The following is a 16,150-nucleotide window of genomic DNA, read 5'->3' on the forward strand; positions in this document are numbered from 1 at the left end:
GGATGGGGGATCGAGACCCGTGGGTCAATCGCCGGATGCGGCAGGGCGGGCGGCATCTGCGGCATCTGATTTTGGATTGGTCTCTGCGGTGGCGCGCGCGTCTGCCGGGACCTCTGCCGGTGCCGAAGTTGGCCGGGCAGGGCGATCGGACATCAGCTCCACCGCCAGCATGCGCGACACCATCCGCCCTTCGGTGAGCGAGAGACGATCCAGCTCCTCCACGATTTGCGAGGCGGCGGCAAAAGACCGGTCCATATGGGCCACCAGATAGGGGATCACATCCGGTTTCGGGGTGATCTGGCGGTCATTGAACAGTTTTGCCAGTACCACCGACAACAGCGCATCATCGGGTGGTTGCAGCTGGGCGTGGGGGGCGCCTTCGATGCGGCTTTGCAGATCGGGCAGGGACATGCCCCACAGATGCGGCGCCGCGCGGCCCGTCAGCATCAGCGCGTGACCATTGGCAAGCACCAGATTGTGCAGGTGAAACAACGCGTCCTGCGCAGGTGCGCTATCGGCAATATCCGGCACATCCTCCACCGCGATCGGCCCATCGGCCAGATGCGGAACATCCTCCTTGGTCAGCTGCCATGCGGGAATGATCTGCGCGCCGGAATTGCTCGCCCAGACATGCACCAGATGGGTTTTGCCAGAGCGTTTGGGCCCGCTCAGCACCAGCTTGCCGCCGGGCCAGGCGAACGAGGGGTCCAGCATCGCCACCGCCATCGCATTGGAGGGGGCGACAAAGAAATCATCCCGCCCCAGCGCCGGTTTCGCCGGGAGATCAAAGCTCAGCTGTTGTGCCATGGGATAATTCAGTCCGCGTCATGAAAGGCTTTGCCCTGGTAGAGGCGACTGTCCAGATACTGCTCAACAAGAAAACGCGCAATCACCCCGAGGGCTGCCGCTACCGGAACCGCGATCAGCATGCCCACAAAGCCAAACAGTGCGCCAAAGACCGACAGCGCCAGCAGCAACCAGACCGGATGCAGCCCGACCGAGTTGCCCACCAGTTTGGGGGTGAGAAGGTTGCCCTCAATCACCTGTCCTATCATGAAAATACCGGCCACCATGCCAATCGACCACCAGTCGCCCCAGAACTGAAACAGCGCGAGACCAATGGCCAGTGCGCCGCCGATCAGGGCACCCAGATAGGGAATGAATGTGACCAAACCAGCGATAAAGCCGACTGCCAGACCAAAGTTGAGCCCGACCACCATCAGGGCAACGGCATAATAGGTGCCCAGGATCAGGCAGACCGTGCCCATGCCGCGGATGAACGACGCCAGCACCTTGTCGATCCGGCTGGCCAGCAGGCGAATGGTCGGGGCATGGTCACGGGGCAGCAGCTCATCAATACGGGCGACCATCCGGTCCCAGTCCAGCAGCAGATAGACCGCCACCACTGGGACAATTACAAACAGGATCAGCACGTTGACCAGCGACACCGCGGATCCCACGACGCCCTCCAAAACGCTGATGGCCTTGCTCTGCAGGGTTTGCGCAATGGAGACGATGGTCTGTTGGGCCCGGCTGCCCTCATCAAACAGAGAGGGCGCGTGTTTCTGGGCGAAGTCCCGCAGGTTCTGGAACGCCTCCGGCAGAACCTGTGCCAGATCGATCATCTGATAGATCAATGTCGGCACCACCACCAGCAACATGACCACGAACAACAAGACCGCTGCCACAGTGATCACGGCCGTGGCGGCCGTTCGGCTGAGGCCCATCGCCTCCAGCCGGTCAGCAATCGGATCAATCAGATAGGCAATCGCCGCACCCAGCACGAAGGGCAGCAGCACATCGCCAAGCGCCCAGAGCACAACCGCGATGACAACCGCCGCAATGCCCCAGTATTTCATCTGTTTCTGTGCGGGAAGAGCCATGGTTGCGTCCTTGCTGTCAGCCCGAGCCTGCGGCGCGTGTTCGGTCCAAGTCTTCGCCGATGCGCCCCGCTGATGCAACCCGTTGATGTGGCCTGCTGAACTACAGACAACAAAGCGCGATTGCCCAAGAGGCGCCGATGGCTTAGACCGCTTGAGAACCCAGATTGATAAATGAGACCGCCATGCGCCTGTCCCGCTATTTCCTGCCTGTCCTCAAAGAGAACCCCTCCGAGGCCCAGATCGTCAGCCACCGCTATATGCTGCGGGCCGGCATGATCAAACAATCCGCCGCCGGGATCTATTCCTGGCTGCCTTTGGGCTTCAAGGTGCTGAAAAAGATCGAAACCATCGTTCATGAAGAGCAGATGCGTGCGGGCCATATCCCGATGCTGATGCCGACGCTGCAATCGGCGGATCTGTGGAAAGAATCCGGTCGCTATGACGACTACGGTCAGGAAATGCTGCGGATATCTGATCGTCATGGTCGCGATATGCTCTATGGTCCCACCAATGAAGAGCTGATCACCGATATTTTCCGCAGCCATGTGGGCAGCTACAAAGACCTGCCGCTGACGCTCTATCACATTCAGTGGAAATTCCGCGACGAGATCCGCCCGCGCTTCGGCGTTATGCGCGGCCGCGAATTCTACATGAAGGATGGCTATAACTTCGACCTCACCAAAGAGGACGCGCTGCACGCCTATAACCGGCATCTGGTCAGCTATCTGCGCAGCTATGAGCGGATGGGGCTACAGGCGATTCCGATGCGCGCTGATGGCGGACCTATTGGCGGCGACTATACCCATGAATTCCTAGTGCTTGCCGACACTGGCGAGAGTGAGGTTTTCTATGACAGCGCTGTCACCGACCTCACCTTCGGGGATCGTGAGATCGATTACGACAGTGTCGAACAATGTCAGGGCGTGCTGGAGGAGTTCACCTCCAAATATGCCCGCACCGATGAGACCCATGACGAGGCGCTGTTCAATGAGGTGCCAGAGGCCCGTCGTCGCGTCGCTCGCGGTATCGAGGTTGGCCAGATTTTCTACTTCGGGACCAAATATTCCGAAGCGCTGGGCGCCAATGTGCAAGGCCCAGATGGCAAGCAGTCGCCGGTCCATATGGGGTCACACGGGATCGGCGTGTCCCGCCTGCTGGGTGCGATCATCGAAGCCAGCCATGACGACAAGGGCATCATCTGGCCCGAAGGCGTGACGCCGTTCCACTGCGGGATCGTCAACCTGAAACAGGGAGATGACGAAGCGGATGCCGCCTGCGAGAGCCTCTATCAGGCGCTGACAGCTGTCGGGTTTGAGCCGCTCTATGATGACCGCAAGGAACGGGCAGGCGGCAAATTCGCCACCATGGACCTGATTGGCCTGCCCTGGCGCATCACCGTGGGCCCGCGTGGGCTGAAAAACGGTGTGGTCGAACTCACCTCCCGTCGCAGTGGCGAAAGCGAGGAACTGTCGCCTGAGGCAGCGGTGCAGAAGATTGTGGAGATCTACGCGAACCACCAGACCGGTCGCGGCTTCTGAAACGGCGTGCCGTTCTGAAAAAATAACCCCGTCGGCGACCGCTGGCGGGGTTTTTCATGTGCTCTCATGGAGCGGTGACATCATATCGCGGTACGTCACCCAAGAGTTTTGATGCCGGTGTAGCGCGCTGAGTGATGGAACGAGCGGATTATCGAACAGATCTGACACCACACCTTGACCCCGTGCGCCGCAAAGCACAGGTTGCAGGCAAATTTTTTGGGCAGGACCAGCATGGCCACACCACTCCCGTTTTCCCGTTTCGAATGGCTGATTGCTTGGCGCTATCTCCGTGCACGCCGTGCCGAAGGGGGCGTCAGTGTGATGACCTGGATCAGCCTGATTGGCATTGCGCTGGCGGTGTTTGCGCTGATCGCGACCCTTGCGGTGCGCACCGGGTTCCGGTCTGAATTTGTCGGCACCATTCTTGGGGCCAATGCGCATGTGACGCTGTATTCCCACGGCACGGTCACCGATCAGGGGCGGATCGACCGCAAGCTGACAGAGTACGATGCCCTGGCCGAGGCCGCCGCAGCGGTGCCCGGTGTGATCCGTGCGGCGCCCTTGGTGAAGGGACAGGTGATGGCGAGCCTGCGCCAGCGCAGCGCCGGGGTTGAGGTCTTTGGCATCTCAGCCGCAAATATCGCCACGCTGCCGGGCATCGCCCAGAGCGAAACGGCGATTGGGGATCTGTCGCGGTTTGACGAGGGTGTGGCGCTGGGGTCCGGCGTGGCGCGTGAGCTGGGCGTGCAGGTGGGGGACCGGATCAAGCTGATCTCACCCGATGGGGTTAAGACCGCCTTTGGCACCAGCCCGCGCGTCAACGCTTATGAGGTGGTCTATATCTTCACCGCCGGGCGCTATGACATCGACCGGACCCGGCTTTATATGCCCTTTGCCGAGGCGCAGAGCTATTTCAACCGCGAAGGCTTCGCCGATGAGGTTGAGGTGATGGTCGAGGATCCCGAAACCGTGGAGCGCATGGTCTTGCCGCTGTTGCAGGCAGGTGATGCGGTGGCCTCCAATGTTGGGGTCTGGACCTGGCGCGATGCGTCGGGTGGCTTCCTGCGCGCGCTAGAGGTCGAGGACAATGTCATGTTCATCATCCTGTCGATCCTGGTGTTGATTGCCACGATGAATATCGTCTCTGGCCTGATCATGCTGGTGAAGAACAAGGGCCGCGACATTGGCATCCTGCGCACCATTGGCCTCAGCGAAGGCTCGGTAATGCGGGTGTTTTTCCTCTGCGGGGCCTGTACGGGCGTTGTCGGCACCCTCTTGGGGGTGATCCTTGGCTGTCTCTTTGCGATTTATATCGATCCGATTTTTTCCTTTGTGAATTTTGTGATGGGTGGCGGGGTCTGGGATCCGGCGATCCGGGGCATCTATGCACTGCCGGCGGAGCTGCGGCTCGCGGATGTGTTGTCGGCGGTGGCGCTGTCGCTGACGCTGTCTTTTGTCATCACCATTTTCCCGGCACGGCGCGCGGCGCGGATGAACCCGGTGGAGGCGCTGCGTTATGAATAATCCAGACATGCAAGCAGGCGCGCAATCTGCGGTGTTGCAGTTGAGCCAGGTTGGCAAATCCTACAATCATGGCCTGCCAACGCAGGTGGATGTGCTGAGCGGCATTGATCTGACGGTGAAGCCGGGGGAGATCGTGGCGCTGGTCGCGCCCTCTGGTGCGGGCAAATCGACCCTGCTGCATACAGCAGGCCTGCTGGACACGCCCGATCGCGGCACCGTACGGATTGCGGGTCAGGATCTGACCGGCACGTCAGAGCGGCGGCGCACAGCGGTGCGGCGGCAGGATGTGGGATTTGTCTACCAGTTTCATCATTTGCTGGCAGAATTCACCGCGCTGGAAAACATCGTCCTGCCGCAGCTGGCCAATGGCATCAGCCAGACCAAGGCAGAGGCCCGCGCGCGGGATCTGCTGGCGCGGGTGGGGCTGTCGGAGCGTGCGGGGCATCGCCCTGCGGCCATGTCGGGCGGCGAGCAGCAGCGGGTGGCGTTTTGCCGGGCGCTGGCCAATGGGCCGCGTCTTTTGTTGGCGGATGAGCCGACGGGCAATCTGGATCCGGGCACGGCAGATCAGGTCTTTGCCGCGCTGATGGACCTTGTTGCCGCGACTGGCATGGCGGCCCTGATTGCCACCCATAATCTGGAGCTGGCAGAGCGCATGGACCGGGTGGTCCGGCTTGAGGGTGGGATGCTCCATACCGGGATGTGACGGGCGCCGCTCAGGCGCAGATACCGCGCAGTTCGGCCTCTTTCCACGGCAGGTAGACGTCGCTTTCGCGGCTTTGCGGCAGGTCGGACACTGGCATCGCTCCCTTCAGCATCTGGTGCAGCCGTTCTGTGCGCGCGCCGGTGGGGTCCAGCGCGCGGCAGCAGACATATTCCTCCACGATGGCGCCCTGCTGTTCGTAGCCAAAGTCGATGAAGCGATCATTGCCGGCCAGTTCAAACAGATAAGGGTCGTCGCTGGCGCGATGTTCGGCGGCGGCGCGCAAGGGGTGATACCCGGTCTTGGCGCGTTGCTGCCATTGCCAGACATGGGTGGCCTCATGCGCAAGCAGCATCGCCTCCACCAGATAAAGCCGGTCCGGGTAGGCGGGCATATAGTCGTCGATATACCAGTCCCGTACAAAGAAGATGCGGTTGAACAGCGCAAGGGCAGCCGGCGAGGAGGTGACGATCTCCTCCTTCACCGGGGGCAGAATACGTTCGCGGCAGGTGACACGCGGGCGTGGTTTGCGGCGGAATGTAACCTGGGAGAGCGGCGCGCCCTTGACGATGCGTAGACGGTCCATATCCAGTTCCGACCCGTGAATGCGGCTTAGAAACTGCTGCTCTCCCTCTGACAGCGGGCGCCCGCAGGACAGGAGAGCAAGACAGCCGACAAGGAGGCAGAGACGCGCGAACATGGTCCCACCCTAGAGCAAGTTATGTCAGGGTGGGAACCGGTTTTGCGGAGATCTGCGCGGGTCAGCTGGCAGCCGGGCGCAGGTCCACGAAGGTTTCGTTATAGCAGGCGCCATCCTCAGTGTCCGTGCGGATGTCTGCGGGGATCAGCGCATTCACAGTGAAGCCGGTGGCACTGCTGGCGCGCCATGTGCCCTTGGGGCTGTAGAGCACACCGGGGCGGGTGGCATCGCTGATCTTCAGTCGCAGGGTCACAACGGCCTGATCATTGAACAGCTCCAGCAGTTCACCGTCGCTGAGATTGCGGCTGGCGGCGTCCTCAGGGTGCATCTCAACCAGTTCGGCCCCGTCAGAGGGCGGCTGATCACCGAAGGTCGCATTGGTCCGCTTGGCGGAGGAGGGGGTGATCAGCACGAAGGGCGCGCTGCGCGGCACCGGGTCATAGCGCGGCACACCAAAGCCATAGCGGGCCTCGTAGTCTTCGCTGAACAGCTCAATCTTGCCCGATGCAGTGGCTGGCGCGATGGTGTCACACAGGATCGGCGCGGCCCGCTCAGGGGCGGTGATCTCCAGCGCCCGGTCCAGCGGGATCTCACTGGGGCGGTGGCCCTGGAGCTGGGGGTGATCACCGTCCAGCGCCTGATCCATCAGCTCGGCGTCGCTGGCCTGAAACAGCGGATCCTCATAGCCAAAGCGTGCGGCCAGACGGCGGAAAATCTCGGTATTGGGCAGGCTATCGCCCACCAGCGGGATCACCGGGGCGGCGCGCTGGATGTAGTTCTGGCCGTAGGCGCCATAGATGTCGTCATATTCGAAGTGGCTGGCGGCGGGCAGGATGACGTCAGACATCCGCATAGAATCGGTCATGGCCACATCGCTGCCCGCGATGAAGAGATCTTCCTGACTCAGCGCCTCAATCAGCCGCGCCTGATCGGGGTGAGTGGCGACCGGGTTGTGGTTGTAGATCATCACCGCCTTCACCGGGATGCGCATGTTCCGGTCCAGCAGTTTGCGCGCCACATCAACGATGTTGAAGACGCGTGTATCCGGGTCAATCAGGTGGCTCGCCTGCAGGCGGTCAGGCGTTTTTGGGGCGGCAAGGCCGGGTTTGGCGAGGACACCAGCCCCCAAGCGCCCATGGTGACCGGTCAGCGCCTGAAGCGCCATCGCAGCGCGCAGGCCGGACCCGCCGGAGCGGCCCCGTTCGATACCGTTGCCAAGGGAGGTGGACATGTTGCGCGCCGCTGCGATCCAATCGGCGAGCTGGTGGAACTGCGCCAGCGGGATGCCGCAGACCTCCGCCACCTGATCGGGGGTATAGCTGCGCGCGGCGTCTAGGTATTGCGCGGACCCTGTGGTCCATTGGGCGATAAACTCATGGTCCAGCGCGTCGCGCCGCTCCAGCTCGGCTGCAAGTGCCATGGCCAGCACCACGTCGGTACCGGGCACCGGTTGCAGATGCAGGTCGCAGTGTTCGGCAATCTTGGTGCGCTTGGGGTCGATCACCACCAGCCGCGCGCCCTTGGCCCGTGCCCGTTTCAGCAGCGGTGCCATATGCAGGTTGGAGACGGTGACATTGTTGCCCCAGACCAGTACCAGATCGGACTGCACCACCTGTTGCGGCGGCATGCCGGGGGCGGGACCAAAGAGGCTCTCATAGGCACCACCACGCACCCCGCCACAGAGCGGTCCTCGGTTCAGCCGGGTGGCGCCCATGCGGTAGAAAAACCGCCGGTCCATCGAGCCACCCGCCAGCTCCCCATGGGGGCCAGCGTAGTTGAAAGGCAGCACCGACTGAGGACCATGTGCGGTGATGGCGCGCATGATACCTGCGTGGATCAGATCCAGCGCGGTCTCCCAGCTGATCGGCTCATAGCTGTCGCTGCCGCGTGGGCCAGTGCGGCGCAGGGGCTGGGTCAGGCGGTTGGGGCCATGCACAAATCCGGCAAAACTGCGCACCACCTTGTTGCAGATCACCGCATCGGTCAGCGGGTTGGCGCGCGATCCGCGCACCGCAGTGATCTGATCCTCAGTCACGCTGACGCTCAGGCTACAGGTGTCTGGGCAATCCAGCGGGCAAACGCTGGGGTGCTGGGTGGTTGGGGTATCGGAGGATTTACTGTCGGACGGAGGATTGTCACGCATGGCTGGACTCGCAACTCTGAAAATGTCTGTTGCGCCTAGCCTAGCGGTCCATGTGACCTTGTATAAATGGCCAGATGAGGAGAATTTGATAAGGCCAAGACGTCTAACGCAGATCGACCACGGATTTACCCAAGCGGAACGGCGCGGCAAAGGCCACCATGCAGAGCGCAAGGATCTGCAAGATCAGAATATGCGCATTGGCCTGAAGATACTCCCATTCGCTTTTGAGCTGGCTGATCTGCTCAATCAGCGCATCATAGGCGCGCGCCAGGATCAGAAAATCGCCCGCAATGGTCGGCACCTTGCGGCGCAGGTTCTCAACAGCGGCCTCGGTCGGGGTATCCAGAGCAGTAAAGACGGTGAAGGCAGCGGGATCAAACGCGTCCGCCTTGGCGGCCATCTCCATCATCTCGCTGGTGTTTTCGGCGCGGCCAAAGATCAGCTGTAGACCCTGCAGCGGGGTGACCTGATCGGTGACGGCGATGAACAGGGGCAGTTCGGCATTGCCGGCGGTGGAGGCGGAGAGGAACTCGATCTTCTCGCACAGAACGGCGATATCGCTGTCATAGGCCGGATCGCAGAAGCGCAGGCGAAACCGCGCCGCGTCGCGGTCAAAGGCGGCGGTGGCGGCATAGGCAATGTCGATCTGGCGTTCCAGCCGCCCGGTGTCGGCCTTGTAAATGCCCGCCAGCACAGCGACCAGCGCGCCGATGCCGCCAAGGACCACCCAGCCCAGATCCGCCAGCCGCCAGACGCGGTGTCCGGCGGGATGGCGAAACAGCAGCGCGGTGCCGAGACTGCCGATGCCAAAACACATCAGGATCAGCAGCAGTTGATTGTCGGCAATGGTCATCATGGGTCGGCTCCGGCCTGTTGTACTGGCGCAACCCTAGAAACTGCGGGCGGAGGCGGCAATATGGCTCACAGAGGTGTCACCGGCGCGCCGGTTTGGCTAGGCGGGAGCGTCGGCTCTGTCCAGTGGCTGTCTTTCAGGGGCCAGTGCGCCAGCGGGCCAGTTTGATCGTGTGGCCGTGTCGTCGGCGCTGGGTGTCAGGCGACGACGCCTGTGTCCTGCATGTGTTTTGGAAAGTGACGGTTGCAGTTTATTCCCTGACCGGGTCGCTTGCGGCCCGGTCTGCGCCCGACCTCCCCGTCAAACCGTAGGTTTGCCTCCGGCAATGGGGAGGGCACAGACCTATTGGTGGATGCCTCTGGTGAGAGTATTTTACAATACTAAATGGGATCCAAGATCTTTGAAGTTAAGTGGGCTCGCGACTCTCTTTGGGGATGTTGTCAGAAACTACAAGTCGTGCGAGTAGTTTTGTAAGTTCGTTTTGTAGTTCACGTCGAGTGTTCCAGAATAATGTTCGGTCAACAGAAACATCAAACGGTGTTTTAGTGTTTCTGTGTGCAATCATCACAATTGGTTTTCCGAATGCGTTGGCTAATCCGAGCTCGTAGAAGACGTTTGGATTTCTTCCGTCTAGGTTTGCGACAATAAAATGTGCTCGGCATATCTTTTTAATAATGTGGCGTGTTATAGGGCCGTCGGTAAACTCTTCATCTCCGCGGGACAAGGAGAGCCCTATGTCACTCGCGGCTTCTTGCACTGATTCGTATGTTTTTTGAAATTCGTCATGGAATGGTGTTAGGTAGAAAACGGTGCCTGGCTCAACGGTTATTTCCCTTTCAGAAATGCCCATTTTTTGCAGGAAGTTAGTAGGCTTGATAGGTCGATTGAAGTCGTAAGATGTAATTTCCTGCTTTGTGTCTCTCAAGCTGGCAGCAGAGTCGAGTACTACGCGGTTTGCTTCGTTCCAGCGTTTATCAGAGCTAGTCATCTCATCTACTAGATCATAAATTCGCGATTCTTTACTTGAGCGCAGTGCATCAAGTCGCACCCGGCGCTCAGCATTCAGATACTGAACTTCCTTTATTTTCATGTAATTTGAAAACGCCACCCGGAGAACGAGTACTGCCATTCCGGTAAAGACGACAGCTTGAATAATGGCCTGAATTGCAGAGGTCTCCAGTAGGTATCTGAGGTCGTCGGATATCATCATGCCACCAGTAGTTTGACGCAAAAGAAATAAGAGAAAAGCGAAGGCAAAAAGCTGCAAGCAGCAAACAATTTGCACGAGCCTAGCTCATCATTGAGGAAAGCTTCATGTGACCTTTTGCTGGTAATGTATACCAGGGTTGTTATTAGAATTCCGATTAGAAGTGAGAGGAGTCCGAAGGCGTGATTGTTAATATCTTTGAGCGTGTATGCGACAAGAAAGCTTGCGGACAAAAATACAATCTCGACGGGGACTTCTAGGGCGCGTTCTATGAAGTCTGCCATTTTAAACCTTTTGTCGACTACATTCTTGTAGCCAAAGGCAATTAGAAGAAGGAGTGTCGGTAAAATGATTTCTAAGTATTCCATGTTACAATTCTCTAAACATCCAGCTCCTCCACGAACTTCGCGTTCTCCTGAATATACTGGAAGCGGAGCTCGGGTTTCTTGCCCATCAGGCGCTCGACCAGATCACCTGTCTCGCCGGGTTCGTCTTCGTCGATGGTGACGCGGATCAGCTTGCGGGTGGCGGGGTCCATTGTGGTCTCTTTCAGGTCCTTGGCGTCCATTTCGCCAAGACCCTTGAAGCGGCTCACATCAATCTTGCCCTTGCCGCCCAGACCCTTCTCCAGCCATGTGTCGCGCTCTGCCTCGTCCAGGCAGTAGACGCGTTTTGCGCCTTGGGTCAGGCGGAACAGCGGCGGGCAGGCCAGATACAGGTGGCCGCCGTCGATCAGCGGGCGCATCTGGGTGAAGAAGAAGGTCATCAGCAGCGAGGCGATATGGGCGCCATCGACGTCCGCATCGGTCATGATGATGATCTTGTCATAGCGCAGATCATCAAGGTTGAACTTGGTGCCAAGGCCAACCCCCAGCGCCTCGCAGAGGTCGTTGATTTCGGCGTTTGAGCCGAGCTTGTTGGAGGCCGCACCCAGCACGTTCAGGATCTTGCCCTTCAGCGGCAGCAGCGCCTGATTGACCCGGTTGCGCGCGCCCTTGCCGGAGCCGCCGGCCGAGTCGCCCTCGACGATGAACAGCTCGGTGCCCGCGCGGTTCTTGGCGGTGCAATCCGTGAGCTTGCCGGGCAGGCGCAGTTTCTTGGTGGCAGATTTGCGCTGGGTCTCTTTCTCCTGCTTGCGGCGCAGGCGTTCCTCGGCGCGCAGGATCAGGAAATCGAGGATGGCGCCCGCGGATTTGGTATCTGCCGCCAGCCAGTTGTCGAAATGGTCGCGGACCGAGTTTTCCACCATTTTGGAGGCGGCCTCAGTCGATAGGCGATCCTTGGTCTGGCCGACGAAGGCCGGGTCGGCGATGAAGCAGGAGACCAGCGCGCAGCCGCCGGTCATCAGGTCGTCGCGGGTGATCTGGCCTGCCTTCTTGTTGCCGACCAACTCGCCGTAGGCCTTGATCCCCTTGAGGATCGCAGACCAGAAGCCCGCAACATGGGTGCCGCCCTCCGGCGTCGGGACGGTGTTACAGTAGGACTGGGTGAAGCCGTCGCGGGATGGCGTCCAGTTGATCGCCCATTCGACATAGCCCGGCGCGTTGAATTTCTCGCGGAACTCGACCTTCCCGGCAAAGGGCGCATCGGCGTAGACGGAGGATTTGCCGAGCACCTCCGTCAGATAGTCCTTGAGGCCGCCGGGGAAGTGGAAGGTGGCCTCAGTCGGGGTTTCACCGTCGTCGATTTCCGATTTCCAGCGGATTTCAACGCCAGAGAACAGATAGGCCTTCGAGCGCACGAGGGTGAACAGGCGCTTGGGCTTGAAGCGGTGGGAGCCGAAAATCTGCTCATCCGCGTGGAAGGTGACGAAGGTGCCCCGCTTGTTCGGGGCGGCGCCGATTTTCTCAACCGGGCCCTGGGGCAAGCCACGGGAGAAGCGCTGCTCGAACAGTTCCTTGTTCTTGGCGACCTGGACCACCATGGAATCCGACAGCGCATTCACGACCGAGGAGCCAACCCCGTGCAGACCGCCTGAGGTCTGGTAGGCTTTGCCGGAGAATTTGCCGCCCGCGTGCAGGGTGCAGAGGATCACCTCCAACGCGGATTTGTCCGGGAACTTCGGGTGCGGATCAATCGGGATGCCGCGGCCGTTGTCGGAAATGGTAACGGCGTAGTCGGCGTGCAGCGTCACCTCGATCCGGTTGGCGTGGCCTGCGACCGCCTCGTCCATGGAGTTGTCGAGGATTTCCGCCACCATATGGTGCAGCGCGCGCTCATCGGTGCCGCCGATATACATGCCGGGGCGCTGGCGGACCGGTTCGAGCCCTTCCAGAACCTCAATGGAGGAAGCGTCATAGGTCTCGGCTGCGGGCGTGCTGAGGAGGTCGTCGGCCATGTGGTGGAGCTGCTCTTCCTTGGTGTTGATTGAAGAGCATTATGGCAGGTGTTGGGGCCGGGTGGAAGAGGCACGCAAGGGGCTGTGGATAAGGCGCGCGGGCGTTTGATTGCAGGGCGTGCAGTCATCAAACCATCGAAGCGCGCCTTCGGTCATCCGGGTGCGGCGATATTCTCCGTGCGATGTCGGGGCTTGCGGGTTACACCTCCTCCAGCGGCAGGCAGGAGGAGCGGGCAGTGGCTGAGAAGGGGATTAAGACGCAGGATTGGGCGGCGTTCCGGGCGCAGGCGCAGCGGATGCTGGACGCCGCATTGGATCAGATGCAGCAGGCGGCGGAGCGTCCCTGGCAGCCGGTGCCGGAGGATATTGATGCGCGCTATGCCATCAGGGCCGAGGCGCAGGGGCCGCAGGAGGCAGTGAACCGCATCATCGCGGATGTGCTGCCCTATCATGGCGGCAATATCCACCCCCGGTTCTGGGGCTGGGTGCAGGGTTCAGGACTGGCCTCTGATCTGATCAGTTCGGTTGCTGCTGCGGCGGTCAATGCCAATATGGGCGGGCGCGATCACGGTGCGAATTACATGGAACGCGCGGTTGTGGACTGGACCCGTCGTAAGATGGGTATGCCGGATGGGGCCAGCGGTATCCTGGTCACCGGCACCTCGCAAGCGACGGTGATTGCCTGTCAGGCAGCACGGTTGCGGGTGATGAAGGATCTGCGCAAGACCGGGCAGGGGGCGGTGCGGCTGACGGCCTATGCGGGCGAGGGAGTGCATAATGCGACCCTGAAGGCGGTGGAACTGCTGGGCATCGGCTCAAACAATCTGCGCAAGGTGCCTTTGGTTGACGGCCAGATGGACTGTGCCGCGTTGGTCCGGATGGTGGCAGAGGACAGGGCGGCGGGGGCGCTGCCGTTTCTGGTCGTGGGCACTGCCGGCTCGGTGGATTTGGGGCTTTTTGACGACTTGGATGGGCTGGCGGATGCGGCGGCGGCGCTGGGGCTGTGGCTGCATGTGGATGGGGCGTTTGGCGCCTGGACACGGATTGCGGATGAGCCGTACCGGTCGTTGTCCGATGGGATCGGGCGGGCTGACAGCATCGCGCTGGATTTTCACAAGTGGATGTATGTGGGCTATGACTGTGGCATGGCACTGTAGCGCAATGAGGATGAGCATCGGGCAGCCTTTGCCGCGCGGCCATCCTATCTGGAGGGGGCCGAGCGCGGGCTGGCAGGCGGCGAGCCGTGGTTCTGCGATTACGGCATTGATCTCAGCCGGGGCAATCGGGCGTTGAAGGTCTGGACGGCTCTGGAGACCTATGGCGAGGCGGCATTCAGCGAGGCGATTTCCGGCAATTGTGCGCTGGCCGCAGCGATGGCGGCAGGGGTGGAGGCGCAGCCGCTGATGGCGCTTGGCGCGCCGGTGGTGTCGAATGTCTGCGTGTTTACGGCGCGCAGTGATCTGGCGTCAGAGACGCAATCGCAGGTGAATGCGGAGATTGCCCAGACCCTGCAGGAAAGCGGCGAGGCGGTGTTCTCCACCACACGGATGGACGGTCGTGTGATGCTGCGCGCTGCCATCACCAACCACCGCAGCCGCCCGGCGGATGTGAAAGCCGCCATCGCCGCAGTCGCGCGGGAGGCCGCGCGGGTCTAGGGGCCGAGCCCAGAGACATCACCGAGAGGATCACTGGTTTTTCACTTCCATCGCGGAAGGCAACCGCTACTCTGCGCGGCGGACAAACAGGGAGAGCCACATGGCCTGGATCAAGACCATTCCATTTGACGCAGCAACCGGCAAGCTGAAGACGCTGTATGACCGGGTGACCGGACCCGGCGGTAATGTCGATAACATCATGATGATGCACAGCCTGCGCCCGCAGTCGATGGAAGGGCATATGGCGCTTTATAAGGCGGTGCTGCACCACAGCGGCAACAGCCTGCCAAAATGGTATCTGGAGGTGCTCGGCGTCTGGGTGTCGTCGCTGAATGACTGCGGCTATTGCGTTGAACATCACTTTGCCGGGTTGCAGCGTCTGCTGCGGGACGCGCCACGCGGTGAGGCCATTCGCGCCGCAATTGAGGCGCGAAACCCACAGTTGGCTCCTCTGGAGGCTGCGGAGCGGGCCGGTATGGTCTATGCGCGCAAACTAACTGAGGCGCCGGCTGCCGTGATTGAGGCGGATATCAACGCCCTGCGTGCGGCCGGATTGGATGATGGGCAGATCCTGGAGATCAATCAGGTCACCGCTTATTTTTCCTACGCCAATCGCACCGTGCTGGGGCTTGGTTGTTCGACAAAGGGTGATGTGCTGGGGTTGAGCCCCAACAACAGCGAGAACCCGGAGGATTGGGGTCACAGCTGAGCCTGTCTGGTTTGCTGGCCTAGGTCTGCGTCAGACCGGGCTAGGCCTCAACAGGATCGGCAAGGATCGGCTGCAGCAGTGTAAACAGCGGCGTCAGCACAAGGGCGGCGCTGCAGACTGCGGCCATGGGATCCGGCGGCGGCGCAAGCGCGACATCACGCCAGAGCGTCAGCGATTTGCGCCGGAGCAGATCGGCATGGGGATGGCTCTGCCCATGCGGTGCGGGCACGCGTTTCAACTCTGGTGCCTTGGGCTGAAACCCCTTGAGGGCGAGGATATCCATCAGCGCCGCCATCTCATCGGCAAAGCCACTGTCGCGGGGGTTGGGATGCCCCCCGACCTGCGCCAGCCCGGCGGTGGGATAGCTCCGTGTCAGGGGCAGCCCCGCAACCGCATCCCGCCAGCGACTGAGCGCGGTGCCTTTCAGGCCCATGATGCCGCCCCCGATGCGCAGGCCGCCGGGATCAATGCCAAAGAACACCCCACAACCGGGGATCTGCGGCAGCTGCCACAGCAGATGCAAATGGGTGTGATAAGGGGTCTTGTCCTTGGAAAAGCGCAGATCGCGCTGGAGGCGGAAGAGTTTGCCTCGAATGCCGGGATGACGCGGGTGCAGATAGTCCGCGACCTCTTGCAAAAGCGCCTCAGCCGGGTGGCGCAACTCTGCGTCGTAACGCGCCTTGTGGGACAGGAACCAATCCCGCGTGTTGGTCTCTGCCAGCTCTGCGAGAAAGGCCCGTGCGTCGGGGATCAGCTGGCGTGTGATATCGGACATATGAAGGCTCCTCGCGGTGGGCTGGCTTTGAGATAAGCCTAACACAGGTGCGACAGTGCGCAGACATGCGAAAACCATAATCCCGGAGCGGCTGAGAGCCGGAGGGAGCCGACAACCAGCGG

The 16,150-nt window shown here is 61.0% G+C and carries 12 protein-coding genes and 1 pseudogene; 5 read left to right on the forward strand and 8 right to left on the reverse strand.

Annotation, left to right across the window (positions count from 1 at the left end; all coding sequences use genetic code 11):
- Positions 1-24: 24 nt before the first annotated feature.
- A complete protein-coding gene (locus GAL_RS06120; protein ID WP_024096716.1) occupies positions 25-807 on the reverse strand; it encodes a P-loop NTPase family protein in 783 nt (260 codons plus the stop codon).
- Positions 808-815: 8 nt separating this feature from the next.
- Entirely contained in the window at positions 816-1,883 is a 1,068-nt protein-coding gene (locus GAL_RS06125; protein WP_024096717.1) for an AI-2E family transporter, read from the reverse strand.
- 182 nt (positions 1,884-2,065) lie between these two features.
- Here GAL_RS06125 and proS point away from each other — a divergent pair, with 182 nt between their 5' ends.
- The 3 genes from proS (at position 2,066) to GAL_RS06140 (ending at position 5,651) form a co-directional block, all read left to right on the forward strand.
- Positions 2,066-3,421 (forward strand): proline--tRNA ligase, encoded by a 1,356-nt coding sequence (gene proS, locus GAL_RS06130; protein ID WP_024096718.1) that lies wholly within the window; start codon positions 2,066-2,068, stop codon positions 3,419-3,421.
- A gap of 231 nt (positions 3,422-3,652) precedes the next feature.
- On the forward strand, positions 3,653-4,945 hold the full coding sequence (locus GAL_RS06135) for a lipoprotein-releasing ABC transporter permease subunit (protein ID WP_024096719.1): 1,293 nt from the start codon (positions 3,653-3,655) through the stop codon (positions 4,943-4,945).
- Positions 4,938-5,651, forward strand: a complete 714-nt coding sequence (locus GAL_RS06140; RefSeq protein ID WP_024096720.1) for an ABC transporter ATP-binding protein — start codon at positions 4,938-4,940, stop codon at positions 5,649-5,651. Before GAL_RS06135 ends, GAL_RS06140 begins: the two co-directional genes overlap by 8 nt.
- 10 nt (positions 5,652-5,661) lie before the next feature.
- On the opposite strand, the gene GAL_RS06145 is transcribed toward GAL_RS06140, so the two are convergent.
- From GAL_RS06145 to parE, 5 genes are all read right to left on the reverse strand, one after another.
- Positions 5,662-6,348, reverse strand: coding sequence for a hypothetical protein (locus GAL_RS06145; protein WP_024096721.1), 687 nt, complete (start codon positions 6,346-6,348; stop codon positions 5,662-5,664).
- Between the two features lie 61 nt (positions 6,349-6,409).
- Complete coding sequence (locus GAL_RS06150) at positions 6,410-8,491, reverse strand: molybdopterin-containing oxidoreductase family protein (protein ID WP_024096722.1); 2,082 nt, start codon at positions 8,489-8,491, stop codon at positions 6,410-6,412.
- A 103-nt stretch (positions 8,492-8,594) separates the two neighbouring features.
- Entirely contained in the window at positions 8,595-9,347 is a 753-nt protein-coding gene (locus GAL_RS06155; protein ID WP_024096723.1) for a hypothetical protein, read from the reverse strand.
- A gap of 403 nt (positions 9,348-9,750) precedes the next feature.
- Positions 9,751-10,629: a TIR domain-containing protein gene (locus GAL_RS06160; RefSeq protein ID WP_145957937.1), complete on the reverse strand. Its 879-nt coding sequence runs from the start codon at positions 10,627-10,629 to the stop codon at positions 9,751-9,753.
- A 301-nt stretch (positions 10,630-10,930) separates the two neighbouring features.
- Positions 10,931-12,889: a DNA topoisomerase IV subunit B gene (gene parE / locus GAL_RS06170; RefSeq protein ID WP_024096726.1), complete on the reverse strand. Its 1,959-nt coding sequence runs from the start codon at positions 12,887-12,889 to the stop codon at positions 10,931-10,933.
- Positions 12,890-13,470: 581 nt separating this feature from the next.
- Here parE and GAL_RS06175 point away from each other — a divergent pair.
- Both GAL_RS06175 and GAL_RS06180 read left to right on the forward strand, forming a co-directional pair.
- Positions 13,471-14,544, forward strand: a pseudogene (locus tag GAL_RS06175) (pyridoxal phosphate-dependent decarboxylase family protein).
- A gap of 100 nt (positions 14,545-14,644) precedes the next feature.
- Entirely contained in the window at positions 14,645-15,253 is a 609-nt protein-coding gene (locus GAL_RS06180; RefSeq protein WP_024096727.1) for a peroxidase-related enzyme, read from the forward strand.
- A gap of 40 nt (positions 15,254-15,293) precedes the next feature.
- On the opposite strand, the gene GAL_RS06185 is transcribed toward GAL_RS06180, so the two are convergent.
- Positions 15,294-16,028: a DUF2461 domain-containing protein gene (locus tag GAL_RS06185; protein ID WP_024096728.1), complete on the reverse strand. Its 735-nt coding sequence runs from the start codon at positions 16,026-16,028 to the stop codon at positions 15,294-15,296.
- Positions 16,029-16,150 lie beyond the last annotated feature (122 nt).

Origin of the sequence: Phaeobacter gallaeciensis DSM 26640 (assembly GCF_000511385.1) — a bacterium.
Lineage (GTDB): Bacteria > Pseudomonadota > Alphaproteobacteria > Rhodobacterales > Rhodobacteraceae > Phaeobacter > Phaeobacter gallaeciensis.